The organism is Sporosarcina sp. NCCP-2222 (assembly GCF_023168145.1).
Taxonomy (GTDB): domain Bacteria; phylum Bacillota; class Bacilli; order Bacillales_A; family Planococcaceae; genus Sporosarcina.
The window spans coordinates 129,338-154,245 of record NZ_BQYK01000008.1 but is presented as its reverse complement, the minus strand read 5'-3'; the positions used below and the strand labels follow the sequence as shown (position 1 = coordinate 154,245).

The window sequence follows — 24,908 nt, the reverse complement described above, 5'->3', positions numbered from 1 at the left end:
TATCTGTTTAAATGAATGAAAGCGCTTTACTGTTAATAAATTAGACAAAATTGAGGGGAGAAGAGGATGTGAAAACGATTTATGATTCTGCTATAGAAGCAGTACATTCCATACAAAATGGTTCTTCAGTCATGGTAGGGGGTTTCGGTTTAGTTGGCATTCCCGAGCAGCTGATCCTCGCACTTGTTGAAACTGGCGTTACCGATCTGACTATCATTTCGAATAATTGCGGTGTGGATGATTGGGGATTAGGGCTTTTATTGAAGAACAAGCAAATCAAGAAAATGATCGGATCCTATGTTGGTGAAAATAAAGAGTTTGAAAGACAAGTGCTCTCCGGCGAAATCGAGGTAGAGCTGACACCGCAAGGCACATTAGCGGAAAAAATCCGGGCGGGCGGTGCCGGGATTCCGGCGTTTTTCACGCCGGCGGGTGTAGGCACTGTAATCGCAGAGGGTAGAGAGACGAGGATGTTTAACGGCAAACAATATGTGCTGGAAGAAGCATTGCATGCTGATTATGCCTTAGTAAGAGCAGCCAAATCTGACCGGTTGGGTAATCTCGTCTATCACAAAACCGCTCAGAACTTTAATCCGATGATGGCGGCAGCTGGCAGATTTACGATCGCTGAAGTAGAAGAGATTGTAGAAACAGGAATGATAGATCCTGCTCAAGTGCATACACCAAGCATCTACGTGCAAGCGATTCTGCAAGCGGAGCAAGAAAAAAGAATTGAGCGGCTGGTAACCAGATCCTCATAGAGAAAGGGAGTGGGAGCATGAAGGCGTTAACAGGCAGAGAGAAGATTGCAAAGCGGGCTGAACAGGAAATTCAACATGGGGACTATGTCAATTTGGGAATTGGGATGCCGACGCTTGTCGCAAACTTCATTTCAGAAAGCAAAACAGTCATTCTCCAATCGGAAAACGGCTTGCTTGGAATTGGGCCGTATCCAAGTACAGACAAAGTTGACCCAGAATTGATCAATGCAGGGAAAGAGACCATTACGACCATTCCGGGCGCGGCGTTCTTTTCAAGTGCTGAATCATTTGGCATGATTCGGGGTGGCCATATTGATGTTGCGATATTAGGCGCGATGGAAGTTTCAGAGAAAGGGGATCTTGCCAACTGGATGATCCCGGGAAAGATGATTAAAGGAATGGGCGGAGCGATGGATCTTGTCCATGGGGCAAAGAAAATCATTGTCATTATGGATCATGTAGCAAAGGATGGCTCGCCGAAAATAAAAAAGGAATGTACGTTGCCGCTAACAGGTAGAGGGGTCGTGCATATCATCATTACGGAACGTGCATTGATGGAAGTGACGCAAGCTGGACTGGAGCTGAAAGAGGTTTTTGAAGGGTATTCGGTGCAAGATGTCATCGACTCGACAGCAGCGGATTTGATCGTGACGAATGCAAGAGAACAGGTTTCTATCTAGAAATTAATGGGGGTATATGAATGGACATATTGGGAATGGTAGGATTAGTCGGAGGATTGGCTCTGTTAATCTTTTTGACTATGAAGGGTATGAATATATTAATTGCTGGACCAATATCAGCATTGTTTGTCGCGCTGACGAGTGGGATGTCCTTGTTTCCGCAGCTTGCCGGTGAAGGGGAAGCGAATTTCGTAACGAGCTATATGAGCGGATTCACGAGCTTCATCATGTCATGGTATTTGATGTTCCTTCTAGGAGCGGTATTCGGGAAAGTGATGGAAGACAGCGGGGCGGCGGATGCGGTCGCCAAATGGACTGTCGAAAAACTAGGGATGAAGTATGCCGTTCTGGCAATTGTCCTTGCCTGTGCTATCCTGACTTACGGGGGTGTCAGTCTATTCGTAGTAGCATTCTCTGTTTATCCGATGGCGATTTCTTTGTTTAAGCAAGCGAATTTGCCGCGGCGATTTATCCCTGCCACATTGGCATTAGGTTCAGTTACGTTTACGATGACTTCTGCCGGATCACCTGAAATCCAAAACTGGATTCCTATTGAATACTTAGGCACCAACGCATATGCAGGGTGGGAAGTGAGCATCATTGTCGGTTTATTCATGGCATTCTTCGGCTATTGGTGGCTGAAGCGGATGATTATAAAAGCTGTGAACAAAGGCGAACGCTTTGAGGGCCGTACGACAGATCCGGCATTTGATACGTCCCGTCCGTTGCCAAATCCTTTTCTGTCCATGATTCCGCTAGCGATCGTGCTTATCATTTCTTTCATCTTCCATGATAAGTTAGCGCAGTCTGCATTAATTGTGGCACTATTAGGCGGCATTATCGCCACGTTTTTCGTGGGCAGAAAATATTCAAAGAATTATGGGGCAGCTATCTCCGCAGGAACACTCGGTGCCATTATCGCAATTGGGAACACAGCGGCAGTAGTTGGATTTGGAGGCGTTGCGAAAGCAGTTCCAGCGTTCCAAAGTGCAGTAGATATAATGACGAATATTCCTGGATCACCGTTAATTGGCGCGGCGATTGCCGTATCTGTGATTGCCGGGATGACGGGATCGGCATCTGGTGGCCAAGTCATTGCCTTGCCACTCATAGCACCGCATTATATGGATATGGGTGTGAACGCAGAAGCGCTCCACCGCGTTGTTGCCATTTCTTCTGGCGCACTCGATTCCTTGCCGCATAATGGATATGTCGTGACGACAATCCAATCAATTGCAGGAGAAACGCACCGTGCCGCATATGGAGCGATGGGTGCCATAACCGTTATTGTACCGGTCATCGGCGTCATTATTGCCATCATCTTGTTCTCACTTGGTCTCGGTATTTAAACGAATTAAGTGTTCGGATTGTCGTCCCGTCGAAGGAGGAATTATGTTGGTGAAAGATAAAGTGCTTTTTATTACAGGCGCAGCACAAGGAATAGGTTATGAAATTTCCAAAGCTTTTTATGAAGCAGGCGCGCTTGTTGTTCTGACAGATGTGAATGAAGAAAAGGTTCGAAATGCCGCAGCTGATTTAGGAAGCCGTGCGATCGGTCTGAAGTGTGATGTGACAAATGAACAGGACATTCAACGAGCGATTGATGCGTCGATCGAGCAGTTTGGCAGAATCGATATTTTGATTAACAATGCGGGCTTGCAGCATGTCGCGATGCTCGAGGATTTTCCGACTGAGAAGTTCGAGCTGCTCGTGAAAATCATGCTCACTGCACCGTTTATTGCAACAAAATTGGTGCTGCCTCATATGAGAAGACAAAAATTCGGCAGGATCCTAAATATGGCTTCCATTAACGGACTGGTTGGTTTTGCTGGCAAGGCCGCCTACAATTCGTCCAAACACGGGGTTATCGGCCTGACTAAAGTGGCTGCCCTTGAAACCGCAACAGACGGGATTACGGTTAACGCCATTTGTCCGGGGTATGTAGATACGCCTCTCGTTCGCAATCAGTTAGAAGACTTAGCAGCGGTACGAGGCGTTCCGATAGAATTCGTATTAGACGAAGTTATATATCCGTTAGTACCACAAAAGAGATTGCTCGATGTAAAAGAAATTGCAGACCTTGCTCTATATTTGGCAAGCGACAGCGCCAAAGGGATAACCGGCCAGGCGGTTGTTTTGGACGGCGGGTATACAGTGCAGTGAACTAGTATGAATGCATAATTACACTCAAATAGTGAATAAGATGCGATGCCATCTCGTTTCCTAGTCCCTCTGATCGTGGTCAGAGGGACTTTTAAAATTGTGGGAATTAGTTAGCACTATGCGATTCCTTTCTTATCTACAAAGATGAATGGAGGAAGGTTTCCTATCTAGTGCTGACATTCTCTTAAAACTAGTATTATTGATATTTTTCGAATGTTTGTCCTTATGATAACATTACTATTGGAGGTGCAGAACATGTGGAAGCAGAGAGGAATTATTATAAGTTTGCTTGTAGTGATGCTCACGGCATGCAGCACAGCGCCAGACTCCAAGGAAAGTTCAGCAGTACAGGTAGAAAAGAAGGAGGAGACCCATTTGGAAAATCGGTTAATTAGTGCCGCAGCAGAAGGGGACACAGAAACGGTTATAGCGTTAATAGAATCGGGAGCGAATATTGACGCGATAGATAATCAAGGAAATACAGCAGTAATGGCTGCAACACAGAGAAACCACGTAGATCTGGTTAAGACACTGATTGAACATGGGGCAGACATAAATATTCGTAATCATAATTTAGATAATGTACTTTTATATGCTGGTGCAGCCGGTTACCTGGAAATCGTTCAGCTTGCTGTCCAAGCCGGTGCGGACACGACCCTAACCAATCGCTATGGTGGAATAGCAATAATTCCAGCTTCAGAACGCGGACATGTGGAAGTCGTCGAGGAGCTAGTAACAAACTCGGATACAGACGTAAATCATATTAATAATTTGCATTGGACTGCACTATTGGAAGCGGTTATTTTGGGAGACGGCGGGGAAAGGCATCAAAAGATTGTACAACTGCTAGTTGATCATGGAGCTGATGTCAATATTGCGGATAGAGATGGGGTTACCCCGTTAGAACATGCGGAAAGACGCGGCTATAATGAAATTCAACAGATATTGAAAGAAGCGGGTGCATAATTCTTTCCCCAGAGGTATCCTAGTTTTTTGTTTTTTACATAGAAAAAGAAATTTTGATAAGGGGAGAGATTCTTTTGACATTACTATTGAAAAATGTACGTTTGGAAACAGGCTATTTGTATGACCAAACGTTTGTAACAGCTACAGATACGAACATATTTGATGTCTTAATGGAAGACGGAAAATTTATTGAGATAGCTCCTACGATCAATGCGGAGAGTGCAGTAGTGGCAGATGCCAAGCGTCAACTGCTCGTCCCATCTTTTAAAGAAATGCATACCCATATTGATAAAACATACTTCGGGGGTGAGTGGAAAGCGCCATCTCCCGCTACAGAAGGAATTTTTACTCGTTTAAAAGAAGAAGCAACTTTATTGCCCCGCCAATTGGGTGTGGCTGAAGAGAGAGCGCATGCGATGGTGCGACATTATATTAAAAACGGACACACCCATATTCGTACGCATGTGAATGTGGACCCTCAAATTGAGACGAAGCATATAGAAATAGCGAAACGAGTATTAGAAAGTTATAAAGACCAAATCACGTATGAAATCGTTGCATTTCCACAACATGGTGTTTTACGTAATGGACCAGAATTTATAGCAATCCTTGAAAAAGCATTACAAATGGGCGCTACTCATATCGGTGGGGTGGACCCTGCTTCAATGGACCGTAATAGTGGGGATGTTATAAAAACGACTTTTCAATTAGCCGAAAAATACGATGTAGGAATTGATATCCATTTACATGACCGTAACACCTTAGGGGAATTTGAAATCCAACAAATTCTGAATGAAATCGAACAAAGGTCTTTTACGAATGAGGTAACTATTAGTCACGCATTTGCATTTGCAGACTTGCCGCAACAGCCAGTGGACAATCTTATTGATCGAATGGCTGCCAATCATGTCGGCGTGACAACAACGGTTCCTATTGGTGCAGGTCCGATTACTATCCCTGTGAAATATATGTTTGACCGGGGAATAAATGTTTCTTTTGGGCATGATAGCTTGATTGATCATTGGTCTCCTTTTGGCAGCGGCGATACGGTACATAAATTAAATCAGTTTATCCAACGCTTTGGCTATATTGATGAGTGGCATATTGGACAGTCGTTGAAATATGCGACAGGCGGATTAACACCATTAAATAACACTGGAGAGCTGCAATGGCCAAAAGTCGGAGATGCGGCGAATGCGTTGCTCGTCGATGCGGTTAGCTCTGCGCATCTGATTGCCAGACAATGCCCTATTTCCACAGTGATTTCAAAAGGAAATATCATTCATGAAGAAGAGATAGAGCTAAAGGGGGAGTTCCGATGAGTACTTGGCTGCGAAACGTACTTCTGGAAATTGGTGAAACAACGTATGAAGATGGCAGCATTCAAACCATTACCGATGTGTTTCACATTCAAGTTACAAAAGAAGGCATCATTCAGGCGATAGTTCCCGCAACTGAAAATGTCCCGGGTGCAGATGCCATTGATATGGAAGGGAAATTAGCACTTCCTGCCTTCAAAGAAATGCATAATCATTTGGACAAGACGTATTTATCGCTAGGATGGCGGGCTTGTCGTCCTGTCAAAAATTTATCCGAGAGATTGGCTCTTGAAGCAGCAGAGTTAGAGGAACTTGCTGAAACAGTGGAACAAAGAGCATCTGCCATGATTGAATTGCACTTGAGCAATGGTGTAAACCATATTCGAACACATGTGAATATTGATCCCTTCATTAAACTGAAAAATTTAGAAGGCGTAAAAAAAGCGTTGAAAGCTTATGAGCAATACATAACCTATGAAATTGTCGCGTTTCCTCAACATGGCTTGCTGGCACATGAAGAAATGCCTGGCTTATTAAGACAAGCACTGGAATCTGGTGCCACAATCTTAGGGGGGCTTGACCCGGCTGGCATTGATCAAGACATCGAAAAATCCTTGCAAGTCACGATGGATATTGCGAAGGAGTATAACGTGGATGTCGACATGCATCTGCACGACAGGGGACAGGTCGGCTATTATACAATGGATAAATGGCTGGACATGGTGAAAGAACAAGATTTTAAGGGATCCACCGCTTTTAGTCATGCATTTGGTTTGAGTGCCTTGACGCCTTTTATGCAAAAGCAATTTGCAAAGAAATTAAATGAGCATCACGTTGAAATTATGTCTACCATCCCTATATCAATAAATTCTCAGCTCATTCCTATAGATATCTTGAGAGAGGAAGGCGTTAAAGTTGCATTAGGCTGCGACGGTTTTTACGATTCATGGAGCCCTTATGTTCCTGGAGATGTTTTGGAGAAGGTGCATAACTTCTGTGATTATACAGGGAAATCCAGCGAACGTTCATTACGCGAAAGTGTAAGTTTAATTACACAAGGTGTAACGCCTTTGAATGGTGAAGGTAAACAAGTGTGGCCGATGGTTGGAGATGAGGCCAGTTTTGTATTTGTAAATGCAAGCTGCAGCGCAGAAGCGGTTGCCAGATTGCCGAAAAATAGACAGATGATGCATAGAGGGAAATTATACAGCTCAAAACGTTAATAGGAACATTGATATGCCAAAGCAATAATTGCTTTTGGGGTAGAATCGCCAGTCCTCCGAAAAAAGGCTGCGACAAAAATTACTAGCAACCATACTGGAAGACAAACCAAAACGAGTCGTCTATGTCCAGCAACCCAGGAACGTTGGCGCGTGATCTTCGCATACTTGAGGATGGGGGATATAAAACTATAGAAGTCCAACCAGTAGATGTGTCCCGCATTCGAGTCATATGGAGTGTGTGGCGTGGCTTGAACTAGCTGACTAATCCGTAATTAAGCGTGCTTATAAACGTACGCTTAATTCGGATGAATCTTTAGTGTATCTAACTTAATGTCGTGATAATAAGGCAGACAAAAGAATGAAAAAATTGATGAAGAGATAATAAGTAATAGTAGATAATCTTGATTTGAAGGTACTCGACGGAGTACCTTCAGAGCGTAGACAAAAGCATATTAATTTGTTGTCGCGTATAAAAATAATAAGCAACTGTTGCTCACATAAGATTCATAATAAAGTTGATTTCCGCTTCTGGCGGTCGCTTTCCGGGGGGCGGGCGGTGAGCCTCCTCGTCCGCTGCGCTTCCTGCGGGGTCTCGCCTGTCCCGCTCATCCCCCAGGAGTCGCCGCCTTCCGCTCCAATCAACGGATGTTCTGCTGACAAGTTATGTTAGTTATAATTAAAATGATGAACCTTGTATATAGGAAGTTAAAGGAACTTTCATATTTACTTAATCATAAAGAAATTATATTAAAGGCAGGGAGCGCAACGAGCAACGGATGTATAATTTCTGCGCGAGGCGCAGGAATTATACAAATCGAACCCTTCGCTGTTCGATTGGCTGTAGCCAAGCCCATGGAAAGCGAAGTTGCGCTCCCTGCCGGTTAGTTTATGCATTTCTATTCATCTCGAAGTGACTTTGTCTACAGTCTGAAGGTACTCGACGGAGTACCTTTTTATATTGAATTTCAGAGGCGGTTTTGATGCATGCAGCATGGTTACTGGGGAGAAACTAAAAGGGAATATGAAACAACCAAAAGTACACTAGCAAAGTTTGCTAAAAAGCATGGCATCCCATTGGGACGATACAGAGCCAGATCAATACATAGAGTTTCATCGAGACAAATGCTAAAGTTCCAAATTCTTCGAGAAACCCGGTGGTTGGGGCTTGCAGGAGGCGTCGAAATAATGCATTGCAACAGGACGTAGCAACTTTGCGTTTTGTTCGGCTACTCAGCGGGAATAGCATCCCAGAGCCAATTAGAAATAGGAGTGTTTATGTTGGAAAAGGTTTATATAATATTAATAATTTCATTACTTTTTAATGTACTGTTGTTAGGAACAGGAAGCTATGTGGTGAAAAATAACGGTGGATTTGAATATATTAAAACAAAAAGGCAGTCAACACCTTCTCCTAAGAAGGATTACGCCTATTACCTTACGAAAAAAAGCATCTTTGAACAGTCGTCACTAAGTAATGTAGATAAAGTGTTCATTGGTGACAGTATTTCTGATTACGGAGAATTCCAAGAATACTTTCCCGGTGAAGTTGTGCTGAATCGAGGAATTCGGAATGATTGGACAGAAGGTGTATTGAATCGGATACAGGAAATAGTGGACCGCAACCCCAAAGAGGCGTATTTGATGATTGGTGTCAATGATATCCGTTATGGAACAGAAGCCGATGTATTTAAAAGTAACGTCGAGAAAATCGTGGATTCGTTTGAAGGAAAAGATACAAGGCTTGCTATTCAATCAATCCTACCTGTGAATAACGGGATATTCGGGAATGAAGTGACAAATGTCAAAGTGAAGCGATTTAATAGTATTTTGCAACAGATTGCGGAAGATAAGGGAATTAAGTATTTCGATCTGTATTCGAGTTTTATCGATAAAAACGGGCAACTGGATAAGCAGTTCACAGTTGATGGGCTTCATTTAAATGGCAAAGGGTATGAAGTTTGGGTCGATAGGATTCGCTCTAAATAAAATAAATATTTAAAAATGCTGAACCTCAGAGATGAGGTCCAGCATTTTTTTACGTCGGAATAGCTGTCTTTTCTTTCTTGATTGAAAACCCGCCAAGCAGTATCTTCCCGTTAGGTAGCAATTTCTTTATTAAAATTGAAACAATGATAGGAATGAATATCCCAATCGTTGTGTAACCAATAAGCCCGTACGTGAAATAATCATTTAAAATAATATCTGCAAATATATGCAAATACATAATGGAAAGCGAGTGATTTTCTATTTTTTTCAGCCAGTTGAGTGACAGTTTTGCTGCGAGCAACTGGAAGCATCCTACTAATACGATTGTAAATGATAAGGGAATGACCAAATCCAATAGTAAATGGTCATACCGTAAGAACTTCATACTCAAATGATAATCGATGATATTGAAGCGATCGAGCAATAACGCCGTGGCACTCAGGAACACAGCTGTACTCATCCAGCGTTTTGAAATATCCATCCACAGATCTTTGAAATAATACCCGATTGCAAAATAGACGATTGCCATCAGCACAACATCGATGTTCCATATCATTGGAATCGATTGCGCTGCTTCGGAGGGCTTGCCGCCGATGACATTCATAGCGATGATGCTCTCAAAATGTGCGAAAACATAAAAGAAACCTAGAATTATAAACTGTTTCATTCGATTGAAGTAGGTTGTCAACAACATGAATAATAAATACGTGAAGAATAATGTCGTCACAAACCAGAAAACACCGTATGCTCCTCGAATAAAACGCCCCCCTATGGCAAGTGTCCATAAGTCATTAAGATACCATTCAAAATTCCAATTGCCAGAAAAAATCTCCATTCCATAACGTACTAGTGTAATACTAGCAAGGAAAAATAGGTAAGGGATGATTAATTGCATGAAACGCTTGTGAATCGTGGGCTTTATATCCTTTTTATCTAAAACCGGCTTAAAGAACAATCCGCTTAAAATGAAAAATGCAGGCATATGAAACCAATAAATATATTTCGCGAGTGGAAAGTCGAGCTCTCCTGGATAATGCCCGATGACGACAAGGATCATTAAGAATCCTTTCGTAATATCCGCCCACGTTATCCGTTTATTCTTCATTAATATACACCTCTACAAAATATGCTGCTATTATATACCCCCTTTTCGTGTTAATTGCGTATTGTAACAATAAAGATATGTAATTGATAAATAAACGGTAAAATGCGGAGATAAAGGGTTCTTGTGGTGTCTATAAAAGAATTCCTAACCACTGAACAGAAGTGATGGTTTCAACTCAGATAATTCTTGTGAAGAAAATTGCGACAGGGAGTTCAACAGAAGTTAATATATTCGCCAGCCCTCCTAAAACTAACGGGTGCCGCCGACAGCAATAAAGACGATAAACATCAACATCATTGAACCTGTTTTCATCTCAGTTGAACGTGTTAGCGGATTGACTTTAACTGCGACCTTTCCACTTAAAACTATAAAAGCTGCATAAACGGAGAATATTCCCAACAACTCAGCGAATTCTCAGCCCATTCCAATTGATATTATGAGAGAGAAAGGCGTAAAAGTGGCATTAGGCTGCGACGGTTTTTATGATTCGTGGAGTCCTTATGTTCCTGGAGACATTTTGGAGAAGGTGCATAACTTCTGTGACTATAAAGGGAAATCAAGCGAACGTTCATTACGCGAAAGTGTAAGTTTAATTACACAAGGTGTAACGCCTTTGAATGGTGAAGGTAAGCAAGTGTGGCCGAAGGTTGGAGATGAGGCAAGTTTTGTATTGGTAAATGCAAACTGCAGCGCAGAAGCGGTTGCCAGATTGCCGAATAACAGACAGTTAATGCATAAAGGGAAGTTATATAATTAAAACCATCACAAGCGTCGCATAATAATTAAATGTGTATAGTAGTCAATACAATGGACCTGCACCGTTAATAATCGGTGCAGCCCTTTGCTCAAATATAGTTTTTGTATAATATTATCATTATTTGGATGGATTGAGGCCTCCGACCCGTTCTAAAGAATTAATCTACGTAAAAATATCATTTAGATAGTATTGAGGATTCAAAAACCATAGAGAGAGAAACTTTTGTTGGTGAGAGAAATTCTGAGCTTTAATGGGAAAGCTGTAGTCTATGCGTGGGAGAATCAAGTATTGTGACAAAGAAAAAGCCTCTGATTGCCTGGCAGCAATCAAAGGCTTATTGCTATTCCTTTTCATACATGTAAAGTTACTGGCTAATAGGTTGCAACTGATTCATTAAGTAGTTGACAAACGCATCATCACGCACAAGCCATGCTTCATATTTTCTCTTAAGGTAACGCTCTCCATCCTCAAAACTTGCAAAGGTTTCTTGTAAGAGTTTATTGTTCTGTTTGATGGCCCAGCCTAGCGCGTCTATCGGGTAGAGGAAAAAGTTATCTTCCATCCGATTTTTATATAACGAACCGAAAGAAGAGTCCTTCAGATTATAGCGATTCCGCCGGGCATCCTCTCGAATTGGTTCTAGATCGAACGCATCTAAAACAAATTGCTGAAACGCCTCCGTGTGTAAAGAACAGCCAGAAGCTTTTGCATGTCCGCCTCCGCCAAATTGCCCTGCAATTTCAGATACATCAATATGGTCATGAATTGTCCGAAACCCGACTCGTTTTCCACCGATATTCAGAATAGCGATGTAATCTAGATGTGGATATTCTTTTCCTAACTCATTTCCAAGTTCAGAATGATAAGATTCCGCATAGACAATGCCTGCAAACTGTTTGCCGGTTTGTAGCTGGACGAGCTCTCGTCTTTTCCTGCGAATATAACGTTCGATTTTATCCTCTTCCAAATCAAGTAACTTCTTTTCGAACTCATCAAATTGGAAATGTTCGTCAGAAGTTAACCGACTGATCATCTTCTCTTCGAATTCTTCAATGGTGAGTAAGAAAAAGAGGGCATTGAGCCGCTGAGCATGAAGATTCTCATTTTTCTCCCATTCCCATGTATCGTATTGCCTGACTAACTCGACAAATTCGGCAACCGATTCGGATGGCTTTAAAAATTGATGAGTCGTAAGATACTCATAGAAAAGGGAAGTGGCTGAAGCTAATTTACCTTCGTCATCTTCAACGAGGACACGCCCCCAGTCATAAACATTGAGATGTAAAGCGGTTTTATGATGATCCAGCAGTTGAACCTTTCCTCCATTTTCATGGAAAGTAGCAAGCCTTTTTTCATTTTCTTCATTAACTGACAGATCCGTAATGAATAAAAATATGTTCTGATTCTCATTTTCCAGAAACCATTCCACTTCCCGGTCGAGACTGGAAACGGAATTATAGCGAACTTTTACCATTTTACCCCAAGCCAACTTCGCCAAAATTCCACATCCCACTCCATCCAGATCATTGTGTGACAATAATTTATACATGACCTTCCTCCTCAACGACAGTATAGTCAAATTACATCTATGGGAATTTTACTTTTCTCCGTTCTGACTCCAAGAGGCTACAAACTGTTTAATGAAATTGTTTACCTGTGCGGCTGCCTTCGTAGGTAGCTGATGTTTTATGTCTCCTATTAGGATATACTTGTTGATAGGGAGCTTATCGTGTAATAAGCGGGCATAGCAATGAAACGCCTTGTCTTTTTCACCGTAGAGCAATAAAACGGGGAGGTTGATTTGATCCAGACGATCGGTACAATTATAGTCCAAACTGTAACGGTAATACTGTTCAATATTCAGGGCACTTCCTTTTTTCGCATTGATATATAGGTGTTTAAACAAAAGTGCATTATTGGAATTAGTAAAGGAGACGGATAAAGCAAGAACCTGAAGTGCTCTCCATTCCGCGAACTTTACTCCTAAAGTGATTTTACTTTTTAATGATTGGTCTTTAACTTCTGACATAGATCCGATAAGAACGCTTCCTAAAGAGCGCGTGGGATATGTCAACAAAAAATCAAGAGCAATGGTCCCTCCAGTTGAGTAGCCGCATACGAAAGCTTTATCTATATTTAGATAGTCCAATAACTGCTTAATGTCCTGTGAAATGATTGGATACGTTAATGCTGTTTTCGAAAAAGAGCTGTTTCCATGACCACGAATATCAAAAACAATAACTTTGAAGCGTTTTGATAATTCGTTTACTTGGTAAATAAAATTCATGCTTGTAAGTAAGGGAGGATGGATAAACACGATAGGTATCCCTTTGCCTTGAACGTGATAATAGAGATCGGCTCCATTTAGGTTTACTACTGGCAATGTATTACACCTCCGTTATAAGAGATTAAATTTCACTTTTCCCCCAAACTCTTCTCACGTCATAGGAATCATTTTTTACAAGCACTTCGTAGACATCCGGGTGAGACAAGTCTGTCCATTCTTTAATTCCTTTCATGCCTTTAATTTGCATCAATATTAGACCTATAATATTGCGATGTGTAGCCAACACGGTCCCATCGGTTGTTTCCTCAAGTAATTCCATTGCACTTTTTGTCACTTCTCCTATGGATTCTCCGCCTTCCAGTTTCAAATCAAGATCTTGCAGGGATTCTTTAAGTCGTTCTAGCCAATCTTTTAGGTTATTTGAAATCAATCTGTGCTCAGCAAGACGGTCGTCGATTTCTAACTGCAACTCTAGATTGTCTGCCAGCGGTTGGACGGATTGAAGAGCTCTCGTAAAAGGACTAGAAACAATGCGTTTAACATTCCGGTTTGCAAAGAAATACATTAATTCTTTTGCCTGCTCTTTTCCCTCTTCAGTCAATTCTGCCTTCTGCTCTTTCCCGAAAGCTTGGCAATGCCTTACCAGATATATAGTTTTAATCACTTTCAGTTCCTCCTAACTTCCTATTTGCTGCTACTCCTGCCCGCATGAATACGTTTAATCTGATGTATCTACACATTTAAGACTTCTTTTGGTAACCTCTCCTTCACACATTGAATTTATACTTTTTCTCATACATCTTGATTATCCAAATTTAAAGATATGAACTTGTCCGTATTCACTTTAATTCTTGTTATCAATCCTATTTCTGCTCAGAGTAAACGCGGACAAAATCAACTTATCAATTCATTTTTAGTGGGCTTACAGCTCACGGTCAAACAAATTTAGATTATATTGAAATAAATGCTTTATTATTTTCTGTTCTTACATCTTCCAGTTTTTCTTTTTTACTATTGCTAATGCTTTTCGAAATTAGCCTTAGCATACTGAGTCAGTATCAGACGAAAAGAAAGAACTGATGGGTGGACAGATTTCTGTGTGTATTGTCATTAATATCGACTATCGAGGTAACTGGTGTTCAATTGAAGTGAGATTCCCCTTCAGATAGTGTGTATGTTTATACTAATGATAAAAAAGAGGACTAATTTGCAGTAAATTCCGTTTTCAAAAAAGAAAAAACAAGAAAGGCCAGTCAGGCTTTTTAGCATAGTTGAGTTGTTTAGAACGAGGGAAGTGGTTTTGTACTGTTTGAAGGAAATTATACAAATAAGTAACATGGCAAAAGAGACCTTTTAAGAATCCTAACTAAGAACGTATTAGTTTGATTTTATCTAACTTTCTGTAGTATAGTTACCGACTGCTCCAAGTTATTTCTTCTGATATAATTAGGAACGGTTTATAGAGAATCTTAATTTAGGTATGCATATACACGAGAGAGAGGAGAGCACTAAATGCATACTATAAAACAACAATGGTTCGGCAATGTGCGGGCCGATTTGTTAGCAGGCGTTGTCGTAGGGCTGGCGCTTATTCCGGAAGCATTAGCCTTTGCGTTCATTGTAGGAGTAGATCCGCGAGTCGCACTTTATGCTTCCTTCGCCATTGCCGTCATCACTTCGTTCGTAGGAGGACGTCCTGGGCTCATCTCTGCGGCAACAGGGGCGATGGCGTTAATCCTTGTCAACTTAATGGCGGACCATGGCTTGCAATATGTTTTAGCGGCCACGGTTTTGACAGGAATTATTCAATTTATTCTAGGAGGGCTCGGGGTAGCGAATTTGATGCGGTTCATTCCAAACTCTGTCATGCTTGGATTTGTAAATGCGCTTGGTATTATGATTTTCATTACGCAGCTTCCCTATTTGAGGGGCCATGATGCAATGACATATGTTTTTGCCATCGCCACATTGGTACTAGTTTATGCGGTACCGCGTTTTTTCACCGCAATCCCTGCACCCCTCATTGCAATTGTCGTGATGACTGGTATCGCACTGATAAGCGGCGTATCGCTGCAAACAATCGGTGATTTAGGAAAGATGCCAAACTCATTGCCAACGTTTTTTCTTCCGGATATTCCGCTTAATTTAGAAACGCTGAAAATCATCTTCCCGTATTCATTAGCACTATCGATTGTCGGGCTTCTTGAATCCTTGCTCACTTCTCAGGTGCTGGATGATATGACGGACACGCCAAGCGATAAAAATCGGGAGGCGCGGGGACAAGGCATCGCCAACTTCTTCACAGGATTTTTCGGAGGGATGGCAGGATGTGCATTAATCGGCCAATCGATGATTAATATCAAATCAGGTGGACGTGGACGGCTTTCCACGTTTACCGCGGGTGTTTTCCTTATGTTCTTGATTATTGTGTTAGGCGATGTTGTTGTTAAAATTCCGATGCCTGTACTTGCCGGCGTCATGATTATGGTAGCTATGACTACGTTTAATTGGGGCTCGTTCAAGTTTCTGAAACAGGCGCCAAAAACAGAATCGATCGTCATGCTGATTACCGTTGCGATTATTTTATATACGCATAACCTCGCAATCGGTGTGGTGGTCGGTGTTATTTTGAGCTCGCTATTCTTTGTTGCAAATATTTCCCGTGTGACTGTAACGAGCGATTCGGGCATATACAAGGTAAAAGGCCCGCTGTTTTTTGCATCCACAACAAAATTCATCCAGTCATTCCAAGCCGTTAAGGAAAAGGAAATCATTATTGATTTTGAGGATAGCCAGTTATGGGATGAATCTTCTGTCGGTGCGGTAGCTAAGGTGAAACAAAAGCTTGAGGAAGAAGGAGTGGCGGTATCAATTCGAGGTTTGAATTCTTCCAGTGAACAGTTATACGAGAAATTACTTTGAGAACAGACGAGGGAGGAATGAGAATGAAGATTGCTGTAGCGATTGACGGATCGGAAAATGCACTGCGAGCTGCCACACACGCCATTACGCTTGCTAAACATTTTCCAGAAGCACACTTAGAGTTCATTTATGTGGCGGATTACGACAAAGCAAAAGACGAACGACTCCTATCTCAAAACGAAGAAAGCCTCCTTTTGAAACGGAGACAAAAAGTGGAACCCGTTTTGGAACTTGCACAAACAGCCGGCTTGCAAGCAAAAATGACATTACTAAAAGGCAACCCGAGCCAAGAAATTATAAAGTATGTGAATGCACAAGCAATGGACCAGCTCATCATGGGCAGCCGAGGTTTAAATACATTTCAAGAAATGATGCTTGGAAGTGTTAGCCACAAAGTGATGAAACATGTAGACTGTCCCGTGACAATTGTGAAATAATTTAGATGCCAACTACGTAATGGATCAGAAGCCAACCGTGATAACAACGGTTCGGCTTCTTTTTTAGTTCATCATTCGCTCTAATTATAGGAACATCCTGACGGTATTAATAATATATACCAAGCACTGTATGAATATTGTTATAATTAACCTATCTCTAATAATCGCAGCTAGCCTGAAAGGAGAGAAAACAACTGGATCAAGAAAGGTTTGACTATGATCGGAACCGCTTCAACCTCTCTGAACGTCTTGTTGCAGAGATGTTTCTATTATCATATTTTTTAATTTTTTTCTTAGGGGAGACAAGCTCAGTAATACCGTATATTTGGATGCTCATTTCAATCATAGGTGGGATTTTATCCCATCTCCTATTCTATTCCCGTGAATACTCACGTAACCTCGGTATCGGACTGGCATTATGTGTAACGATGCCATTAACTTTTTTCGGAGTTCCTTTGCTAACTGTACTGTTATTCTTCGTATTTGTGTTATGGAGAATTCAAGCGAATTTTAACGGTTCCCGAATAAGTGGCTGGCCGTTTATTACTGTTCTCAATACAGTCGTCTTTATCTCTCTGTACCTTTTGGCAAGAGCCCTTTTTGTTACGAATCAACCTAAGGAATTACTGCAACAACAGCTGAAAATCTATTTGGTAACAACATTCCTATTTTATTTTATACGCATGGTTACAGTGGCGATCAATAGTAGAAAGGTAGGCAATTTTAAAGTAAGAGAAGTTGGGAAAGTTTTTAGTCTAATTATGGGGATAGGAGTCGCTGTCTATTTCATTGTGCTGATTACTCTTAAGCCTGCAAAGTTACTGTTTATAAAAGCGATGGGCCTTCTTTTTGGCGGTGGATTAATGTTTTTCTTTCAAGCAATAGACTCCATACTGGCTTTTATTGAAAATCTATCGGAAAAGAAAAGCGAAGACGTTCGTACAGAAATTCTTCTCTTCGGTTTTGAAGAGCAGAAGGCTACATCCTCGATATTTGAAAACTTCTCATTCTCATTTATTGCAACAGCGCTCGTCATCATCGCCATTGTACTAATGTTAATAAAGAAAAAACAACAATATAAGGACAGACAAATATCGTACTTTTTTTCGTTTAAAGGCAAAAGTAAGCCTAAAAAAGAGCAACAAAAAATGCTGTATGATTACTCAGTTGCCAAAGATAAAGTCCGAAAATCAATTGAACAATTCGAGAAGGAAGCACAAACGTATCAATTAAATCGGTATCATGAGGAGACGATACAGGAATGGTTTTTACGAATGGGTTGGGAGAATAATGAAAACATCTTATCAGTTTACAATGCTGTCCGATATGGTTTGCACACGCCTTCTGAGAAGGAGCTGAACAATCTTTTAGTCGGGCTTAGTAGCATAAGAAAGAGTTATTTCATTAAGAAGAAGTAAATGCATTTAGAGGGCAAAAGATATTTTGCTGTTGTTTAGAATAAGGGGGATTTATATGGAGCTTAACAGGTTGGCGTTGGAACACTCCAATTACTACATGCAGAATGCGAAGGTTGAAGCAGTCTTACTAGGTGGTTCCGTTTCTCGGAATTGGCAGGATAAATTCTCAGATATCGAGTTATTTATATTTTGGAGAGAGAACCCGACAGAAGAAGATAGAAAACGTCCCATTACGTTAGCGAACGGCAGCATTATTGATTTTCATCCTTATGAGGAAGAGGAGTGGTCGGAAACATATGTGGCGCAATGTGTAAAATTTGAAATCAGTAACTTCTTAACAAGTACGATTCAGAAGATCAGTAACGAAGTAATTTTGGAGTTTGATACGGACCTGAATAAACAATGTCTGGTAGCCTCAGTACATGAGGGAATTCGGCTTGGTGGAGAACAAGTTATTTATCAGCTTAAGGAACAGATAAAAGGATATCCTGCCGAGTTGAGTAAAGCAATGATCAGTCAGAATATGAACTTGGGAAATAGGTGGCATAATCGTGAGGCGTTACTGGCAAGAGAAGATTGGCTAATGTTGTATAAAGTAATCGTTTCTGTCCAGGAAAAGATAATGGGCATCCTGTTCGGGCTAAATCGAGTGTATGTTCATCATCCAGCTTATAAATGGCAAAAAAAATCATTAGAAAACATGACGGTTGTCCCAGAAAATGTGGTGAGTCGGTTAACTTCTATACTATTGGAACACCCTGAAAAAGGCATAAGAGAGTTAGAAGTAATGATTGGGGAGATTTTCGATTTAATTCAAAAAGAATATCCGGATATGGACGTGACTGAAGTAAGGGAGAAAACTCTATTTTTAAGGCCTGAAAACATTATGGATGTTAAATGAATGATGAAAAATAAGGGTCAAGTATCTATATCCTGCTAGCCTAAAGAACTATTTCAATCGTCAGTAAATGGTATAATACTAGAAATGATACTCTGTCCTTTTAGTATCAGGTTGAATTTGCGAGGTGAACTTAGATGAAAATAGTCGTCATGCTTATATGAAAACTACATAAAACACTTCCGATGTAAGAATAGCTGCAATCTCTGAAAATCTATTTAGGAGTGAGCAGAAGATGACCTATCTTAATGCGGAAAGTGTTTTGCCAGCTGAATTAATTAAAGATATCCAAAAATACGTAGATGGAAAACCGTTGTACATTCCAAGGAAAGAGGAAAGGAAAAAATCCTGGGGTGAAAAGAACGGAACACGTGATGCGCTACTAAAAAGGAACAAAGAAATTTATTCAATGTTTCGTAAGGGCAGCACAATAGTAGAATTAACAGAGTTGTATTATCTGTCCGAAAAAAGTATTCGGAGAATCATAAGGCAAGAGAAAATGAATGCGATATGACTGGAAGGATGCTTATTATTGTCAAAATAATAAGCATTCTTTTCTTGTTAGAGGGCTCTACTTTAATTAGGAACTGTTCTTGAGCTTTTACTTACACAGATTGGTGATAAAGTATAGATAAGTTGCTAATGATGAGCATTGGAATTTGAGTGTATTCAAAGTGCAGGGAAATGGGGGATCTACATGCAGGAACATATTACGGAGATTGAGAACAATAAATTCTCAGGGGCAGTGCTTGTGAAAGATAATCAGGGGATTCGAGCCGAAATGAGTTATGGATATGCCAATCGTTCGGAACAACTAGAAAATACTTTCTCTACCCGGTTTGGAATTGCATCCGGCTGTAAGCTATTTACTGCTATTGCAATTTGTCAGCTTGTTGAGAAAGGAGCTCTTTCTTTTGATACTACATTAGCAGATTGTCTTGATGCGGATTTCCCGAATTTTGACAAGGATATTACCATTCATCATCTCCTCAATCATATTTGGAACGATGTTCGTAAATTTTGCCCCAATATACGCCCCAATCATGGTGCCGACGAGCACTTGCAACAGCAACTTGGCATTCAGCAGACCTTCCGTAGAGTAGCCAATTCCTCCTCCGATGTTATTTCAAGATCAGCCTATGAAGTTTAAAGTAGGAGAACGATTTCATTATAATAATGCTGGCTATATTTTGCTTGGTTTGATTATCGAGAAAGCCAGCAAGCGTTCGTTTGCTGAGTATGTTCAAGAATTTGTTTTGAAGAAAGCCGGGATGGCGGATTCGGGTTATTTCGAATTGGATGCTCTTCCCACGAATACGGCACTGGGATACATCGATTATCCAGATGGGACGTGGAAAACGAATAGCTACTCATTGCCTGTTAAAGGGGGACCGGATGGTGGAGCTTATGTGTCGGTTGGAGACATGGCCATGCTGTGGGGAGCACTGCTAGATAATCGACTCCTCAGCGAAGAGTACACACAACTTTTGCTAAGTCCGCATGTTGCAATTGAAGGGGATGATTACTATGGGTATGGTGTTTGGATTAAGAAAAATGGATCCGACATTTTAAAATATCATGTAATGGGTTATGATCCCGGCGTTAGTTTCCATTCTGCGTACTACCCAACTAGTTCAACGATAGTCGTGGTATGTTCCAACCAATCGGAAGGCGCATATGAGGTGTTACAGGAAATGGAAGAAAAAATAGGGCTTCTAAAATGAGGAATCTAATAGCGGGATGAGGGGAAAAAATGATCTCTGAATTAAAGAAACGAGACTTTCATAAATGCAAAAGGATACTAAATGAGCGAGGGCAGGTAGAGGCAAAGGCAGTCATTGCAGGAATTAATCCGGGACGTATATTTGTAGATAATCTCGATACTCCCAGATCTGGTCTGATTTGGTTAGGAAATAACGATGGGTTTATTTTTATTGGTGATGAAAATAATGAGCAATTCCATCTTGAACTGAATTCATTCATCGACGCGGTGATTGCACCGGACGCGAGAAGAATAGGACTGCAATGGTTTGAAGGGATCGGCAATCATGAAGGATGGGACATAACAATAAAACGATTGTTGAATCAACGCAAACTAAGTAGTTGGCTGCAACGAGTTTATGAGTTGCCAAAGGAGAAGTATAAGCAAGAAAGAGAGCCAGAGCTGGAAGGTGGATATACGGTTCATAAAATCACTGAGACTCTCTACGAGAATAAGGATAATTCCATCCAGAATATAGATTTTTTACACAATACGATCGTTTGGTCTTGGACATCAACCGATCAGTTTTTCAGTAAGGGAATTGGTTATTGTATTGTACATAAAAATGAAATTGTTAGTATCTGTTCCACAAGTTTTGTCTTTGAAAATGTGCAATGCATCGGTATTGAAACTTTACAGGCGCATCAAGGGAAGAAATTAGCTACAATAGCAGCCCACCGTTTTGTAAAAGATTGTTTTGAAAATGATCGGGTTCCGTATTGGGACTGCATGGATATGAATAAACCTTCTATTGCAGTGGCGGAACATCTAGGGTTTTGTCGCACTTTTAATTACATGGGACATGCATTTTCGTTTGAAGAGTGATGGCACCACTTGAATGAATGATGATTTTAACTATGTAATAATAAAGTGCAAGCAGAAATTGTGCCGAAGAGAGATTAGAGGGGCACGCGAATCTGGTAGTAAAAGAGGGATTATAGAATGCAAACTCCAGCCATACATACTGACAAGACAATTATCGAAAGAAAGATCTGTTATGATTCATCAACTGTAGATCATACATGTAGGCTGCTAAAGGTTGAACAGGAAAAGATGATGCTTTTTCATGAAATCGAAAAGTCTTTTACCATGAAGGCAGATCAACTGGAAGTAACCATTTCTAAAGGCAGCTATACGATAGCTTCCTATTGGGCTAGTCGACCATATAATTTCTATTACTGGATAGATGAAGAGGGAAATTATTTGGGTTCTTATTTTAACATTGTTCGAAATACTATTATTACAGACGAGATCGTGTCCTTTGAAGATTTAATTATTGATATTTTGATACTCCCAAATGGGGATCATTATATTTTAGATGAAGAAGAACTTCCGGAGCCATTAGATCAATTTGAAGAGGGATTTGTGAAGGATGTTCTAAATTCTCTCTTAGGAGAGGTCGATGCGTTAATAGAAAATGTTAAGAACGAGAGTGGTGTCGTCCTTCCAACTACATTGAAGAAAACGTAAAGATTGAGATAAACACACAGTGAAAAAACAAACCCCCGATTAACGGGGGTTTGCCATTTCTACATCACTAGTAACACCTAATTTATCCAAAACAAATGCATAGCATTCTGCTGCTTCCTTCAGATGGTTGAATCGGCCGGATGCACCGAAGTGGCCGGCGCCCATGTTCGTTTTCATGACGAGGATGTTGTCGTCGGTTTTTAACCTTCGGAGACGAGCCACCCATTTGGCCGGCTCCCAGTACCCGACACGCGGGTCGTTCAGGCCGGTCGTGATATACAGGTTTGGATAATCCTTTGCTTCGACATTGTCGTACGGGCTATAGGACTTCATATAAAAATAGTCCTCGGCCTTCTGTGGATTTCCCCACTCATCCCACTCCAGTGTCGTCAGTGGAATGGATGTGTCGAGCATCGTCGTGACAACATCAACAAATGGCACAGCTGGCACGATGACTTGGAATAGATCTCCTGCCATGTTGGCGACTGCACCGACGAGCAAGCCGCCAGCACTTCCGCCACGGGCTGCCATTTGGCTTGATGTTGTATAGCCTTCGTCAATTAAATGCTGGGCCGCAGCAATAAAATCGGTGAACGAGTTACGTTTATTTTGCATTTTCCCGTCTTCATACCAGCCACGTCCCATCTCGGAACCGCCTCGCACTTGCGCCGTGACAAATACAATTCCTTTTTCCAGCAGTGGAAGACGATATGGGTCAAAACGAGGATCGCTATTTGCACCATAGGATCCATAACCATATAGGATTAATGGCGCTGGACCGTCACGTAGCGCATCTTTATGGTAAACAGCAGTCAGGGGCACTTGTACGCCGTCTTCCGCTGTCGCCCACAACTGTTCTTGGCGGAATTGAGAGTGATCATACTCACCGCTGACTGGAGCAACCTGTAAACAGTGCTTCTCTCCGGAAAGCGGATGTAGTCCGTACGTTGTTCTAGGAGTTAGCAAGGAATCATATTGAATTAATATCTCGCTTGCTTCGTAGCTCTGATTTGAAACTACTCCGACAGTATACAGTGGCTCGTCCCATTGGATGAGCTCCAGTTCATTGTCCCTCAACATCCAAATTTGCGTCAATCCGTTTTCACGTCCTGAGATGACTAACGTATCACGGAACGGATATATTGATTGAAGAAAGCGCTCCTCTTTGTATGCCACGACGATTTCTCGCGTATGTAAATCATCGATCGGACATTTGAAAAGCTGGAAGTTCATCGCATTTTCGTTTGTTAAGATGAGCAGATCATCCCCCCAATGTTCCACATCGTACAAAATGCCTTCACGCCGTTCGTCCACCACTTCGAAAGTGGATAGCGGTTCATCCGTATGTAGCATTCGGACTTCGCTCGTTGTTGTTGAATGAGAATACACAAAAATGAATTTTCCGCTTTGGGACGTTTCCATGTATAGCGTGAATGTCTCATCTGTTTCTTCATAAATAAGTTCGTCGCTGCCTGCTTCGCTTCCCAGTTTGTGTCGCCATAAACGGCATGGCCGTTCGTTGTCATCGACTGTAGTGTAGAAGAGATAGTCTCCGCAACCGCTCCATTCCACGCTGCCATAAATATAGACATTCGGAATTTGGTCCGGCAACAGCTCTCCAGAAGCCATGTCTTTGATAAAGACGGTGTATCGATCGGTGCCATCGCGGTTTTCCAAATAGGCAAGGCGCGTCTGGTCGTTGCTCAAGCGTAACGCTGTAACGCTCAGGTAGCCATTCTCTTCCGCCAATTCATTTAGATCAAGCACGATTTCCTCGGTCGCGTCCTCCAGCATATTTCGGTTTGTCGCCTTTTTGCGCGCGTAGATTGGATATTGCTTGCTTTTTTCGAGGCGGGAGTAATAAAAGTATGGACCGCGTTGTACGGGCACTTGTACTTCCGATTCCGGCACACGGTCTATCATGCTCTGGTAGATCTGCTCTGTACGCTCTTCCAGTGGACGCATGATGTCCTTAAAATACTCGTTCTCTTCCTCTAAATACTGGATAACCTCCGGATTGTCTCGGTCCTTTAGCCAATAATAATCATCTTCACGCACATCGCCATGCAATTCATGGGGATGGGGAATTCGTTTTGCAATAGGTGGTTTCATTTTACCTCTCCTTTCAGGCTTGGTACTAGGTTCGTGAAATGCTTCGGGAAACCCTCTTTTATTTCTGGAAATAGATAGAGTGTTTTAGGTAGAACGAGGGTGCTGAAATGCTGCCCAGAAAGGAAAAAGCTAGTGATTCCCGGGGAGGAATACTAGCTTTAGGTTGGTGTTCAAAGTCCACAAGTGAAGAATGCCTGCATTCTCATGTAGCGATACAGCATGTGGGCATGTCTACCGGCTATCGTGGAGGGATCGATTTCCCGCTCTAACCAGTGAAGAAATTCCCGATCGCATTCACAACGCCTGCAACCGCTTTGATAGCATATATCATGTGCTTTGCAAGCCGCATCTACATTATTTACAGGCTCTCCGGGTCCGCTACAGCCAGGTCCACACCAGTGGTACCCCGGAAAGACGCAAAAGCGTAAGTTTCTTTTCCGCCGCTGTGTCAACCCCAAAACCCCCTTTCCTTGCCAAACTGCTATGTATTGTAAAATATTCAATTTGCAGTTTTGCTGTCTCAACGGTTAACTCACCTTTGTCTAAGAGTCAATGAACAAGAAATTGAGGGGAAGAATAAGAGGGTTTCAGATACCGCTCGGCGAATTATACTGTTCACATACATTGGAAAATTATTGGGGA

The 24,908-nt window shown here is 41.6% G+C and carries 23 protein-coding genes and 3 pseudogenes; 19 read left to right on the top strand and 7 right to left on the bottom strand.

Going from position 1 to position 24,908, the window contains the following annotated elements; genetic code table 11:
• The first annotated feature begins 68 nt into the window (after positions 1-68).
• From NCCP2222_RS16590 to NCCP2222_RS16550, 9 genes and pseudogenes are all read left to right on the top strand, one after another.
• The gene (locus tag NCCP2222_RS16590) at positions 69-761 is read left to right on the top strand and encodes a CoA transferase subunit A (protein WP_248513484.1); all 693 of its coding nucleotides are present in this window, start codon (positions 69-71) and stop codon (positions 759-761) included.
• Positions 762-778: 17 nt separating this feature from the next.
• Positions 779-1,441, top strand: a complete 663-nt coding sequence (locus tag NCCP2222_RS16585) for a 3-oxoacid CoA-transferase subunit B (RefSeq protein ID WP_248513482.1) — start codon at positions 779-781, stop codon at positions 1,439-1,441.
• A 26-nt stretch (positions 1,442-1,467) separates the two neighbouring features.
• Complete coding sequence (locus NCCP2222_RS16580) at positions 1,468-2,790, top strand: GntP family permease (RefSeq protein WP_309295977.1); 1,323 nt, start codon at positions 1,468-1,470, stop codon at positions 2,788-2,790.
• Between the two features lie 46 nt (positions 2,791-2,836).
• Positions 2,837-3,604 carry a 3-hydroxybutyrate dehydrogenase gene (locus tag NCCP2222_RS16575; RefSeq protein ID WP_248513478.1) on the top strand — a complete coding sequence of 256 codons (768 nt, stop codon included), beginning with the start codon at positions 2,837-2,839 and terminating at the stop codon, positions 3,602-3,604.
• Between the two features lie 255 nt (positions 3,605-3,859).
• On the top strand, positions 3,860-4,570 hold the full coding sequence (locus tag NCCP2222_RS16570) for an ankyrin repeat domain-containing protein (RefSeq protein ID WP_375709203.1): 711 nt from the start codon (positions 3,860-3,862) through the stop codon (positions 4,568-4,570).
• A 74-nt stretch (positions 4,571-4,644) separates the two neighbouring features.
• Complete coding sequence (locus NCCP2222_RS16565; protein ID WP_248513476.1) at positions 4,645-5,892, top strand: amidohydrolase; 1,248 nt, start codon at positions 4,645-4,647, stop codon at positions 5,890-5,892.
• Entirely contained in the window at positions 5,889-7,112 is a 1,224-nt protein-coding gene (locus NCCP2222_RS16560) for an amidohydrolase (protein WP_248513475.1), read from the top strand. Before NCCP2222_RS16565 ends, NCCP2222_RS16560 begins: the two co-directional genes overlap by 4 nt.
• A 44-nt stretch (positions 7,113-7,156) precedes the next feature.
• Positions 7,157-7,377: pseudogene (locus NCCP2222_RS16555) on the top strand (23S rRNA (uracil(1939)-C(5))-methyltransferase RlmD); the annotation flags it as partial.
• 1,088 nt (positions 7,378-8,465) lie between these two features.
• Entirely contained in the window at positions 8,466-9,098 is a 633-nt protein-coding gene (locus NCCP2222_RS16550; protein WP_248513473.1) for a GDSL-type esterase/lipase family protein, read from the top strand.
• Positions 9,099-9,147: 49 nt separating this feature from the next.
• Here NCCP2222_RS16550 and NCCP2222_RS16545 read toward each other — a convergent pair whose 3' ends face one another.
• Complete coding sequence (locus NCCP2222_RS16545) at positions 9,148-10,203, bottom strand: acyltransferase family protein (RefSeq protein ID WP_248513471.1); 1,056 nt, start codon at positions 10,201-10,203, stop codon at positions 9,148-9,150.
• 391 nt (positions 10,204-10,594) lie between these two features.
• On the opposite strand from NCCP2222_RS16545, the gene NCCP2222_RS16540 reads away from it, so the two are divergent.
• A complete protein-coding gene (locus NCCP2222_RS16540) occupies positions 10,595-10,960 on the top strand; it encodes an amidohydrolase family protein (protein ID WP_375709206.1) in 366 nt (121 codons plus the stop codon).
• Between the two features lie 364 nt (positions 10,961-11,324).
• Here NCCP2222_RS16540 and NCCP2222_RS16535 read toward each other — a convergent pair whose 3' ends face one another.
• The 3 genes from NCCP2222_RS16535 to NCCP2222_RS16525 are packed head-to-tail and all read right to left on the bottom strand — an operon-like array spanning position 11,325 to position 13,911.
• Positions 11,325-12,509 (bottom strand): DHH family phosphoesterase, encoded by a 1,185-nt coding sequence (locus NCCP2222_RS16535; protein WP_248513469.1) that lies wholly within the window; start codon positions 12,507-12,509, stop codon positions 11,325-11,327.
• A gap of 48 nt (positions 12,510-12,557) precedes the next feature.
• Entirely contained in the window at positions 12,558-13,343 is a 786-nt protein-coding gene (locus tag NCCP2222_RS16530; protein ID WP_248513468.1) for an alpha/beta fold hydrolase, read from the bottom strand.
• Positions 13,344-13,368: 25 nt separating this feature from the next.
• Positions 13,369-13,911, bottom strand: coding sequence for a histidine phosphatase family protein (locus NCCP2222_RS16525; protein WP_248513466.1), 543 nt, complete (start codon positions 13,909-13,911; stop codon positions 13,369-13,371).
• Between the two features lie 848 nt (positions 13,912-14,759).
• On the opposite strand from NCCP2222_RS16525, the gene NCCP2222_RS16520 reads away from it, so the two are divergent.
• From NCCP2222_RS16520 to NCCP2222_RS20785, 6 genes and pseudogenes are all read left to right on the top strand, one after another.
• Positions 14,760-16,169 (top strand): SulP family inorganic anion transporter, encoded by a 1,410-nt coding sequence (locus NCCP2222_RS16520; protein WP_248513465.1) that lies wholly within the window; start codon positions 14,760-14,762, stop codon positions 16,167-16,169.
• A 23-nt stretch (positions 16,170-16,192) separates the two neighbouring features.
• Positions 16,193-16,606 (top strand): universal stress protein, encoded by a 414-nt coding sequence (locus NCCP2222_RS16515; protein ID WP_248513463.1) that lies wholly within the window; start codon positions 16,193-16,195, stop codon positions 16,604-16,606.
• Between the two features lie 455 nt (positions 16,607-17,061).
• Positions 17,062-18,024, top strand: coding sequence for a hypothetical protein (locus NCCP2222_RS16510; protein WP_248513462.1), 963 nt, complete (start codon positions 17,062-17,064; stop codon positions 18,022-18,024).
• A gap of 55 nt (positions 18,025-18,079) precedes the next feature.
• Positions 18,080-18,925, top strand: a complete 846-nt coding sequence (locus tag NCCP2222_RS16505) for a DUF4037 domain-containing protein (RefSeq protein ID WP_248513461.1) — start codon at positions 18,080-18,082, stop codon at positions 18,923-18,925.
• A gap of 232 nt (positions 18,926-19,157) precedes the next feature.
• Positions 19,158-19,436, top strand: a complete 279-nt coding sequence (locus NCCP2222_RS16500; RefSeq protein ID WP_248513459.1) for a CD3324 family protein — start codon at positions 19,158-19,160, stop codon at positions 19,434-19,436.
• A 183-nt stretch (positions 19,437-19,619) separates the two neighbouring features.
• Positions 19,620-19,859: pseudogene (locus NCCP2222_RS20785) on the top strand (serine hydrolase); the annotation flags it as partial.
• Here the strand turns inward: NCCP2222_RS20785 and NCCP2222_RS20890 are convergent.
• Positions 19,848-20,042, bottom strand: a pseudogene (locus NCCP2222_RS20890) (hypothetical protein); the annotation flags it as partial. The pseudogenes NCCP2222_RS20785 and NCCP2222_RS20890 sit on opposite strands and share 12 nt — an antisense overlap.
• 19 nt (positions 20,043-20,061) lie before the next feature.
• On the opposite strand from NCCP2222_RS20890, the gene NCCP2222_RS20775 reads away from it, so the two are divergent.
• The 3 genes from NCCP2222_RS20775 (at position 20,062) to NCCP2222_RS16485 (ending at position 22,154) form a co-directional block, all read left to right on the top strand.
• Positions 20,062-20,646 (top strand): serine hydrolase domain-containing protein, encoded by a 585-nt coding sequence (locus tag NCCP2222_RS20775; RefSeq protein WP_375709202.1) that lies wholly within the window; start codon positions 20,062-20,064, stop codon positions 20,644-20,646.
• A 29-nt stretch (positions 20,647-20,675) separates the two neighbouring features.
• Positions 20,676-21,509: a GNAT family N-acetyltransferase gene (locus NCCP2222_RS16490; protein ID WP_248513458.1), complete on the top strand. Its 834-nt coding sequence runs from the start codon at positions 20,676-20,678 to the stop codon at positions 21,507-21,509.
• A gap of 117 nt (positions 21,510-21,626) precedes the next feature.
• Positions 21,627-22,154, top strand: a complete 528-nt coding sequence (locus NCCP2222_RS16485) for a ribonuclease FAU-1 family protein (RefSeq protein WP_248513457.1) — start codon at positions 21,627-21,629, stop codon at positions 22,152-22,154.
• Positions 22,155-22,193: 39 nt separating this feature from the next.
• Here NCCP2222_RS16485 and NCCP2222_RS16480 read toward each other — a convergent pair whose 3' ends face one another.
• Positions 22,194-24,266 (bottom strand): S9 family peptidase, encoded by a 2,073-nt coding sequence (locus NCCP2222_RS16480; protein ID WP_248513455.1) that lies wholly within the window; start codon positions 24,264-24,266, stop codon positions 22,194-22,196.
• 170 nt (positions 24,267-24,436) lie between these two features.
• Entirely contained in the window at positions 24,437-24,718 is a 282-nt protein-coding gene (locus tag NCCP2222_RS16475) for a phospholipase (RefSeq protein WP_248513454.1), read from the bottom strand.
• Between the last annotated feature and the right edge of the window lie 190 nt (positions 24,719-24,908).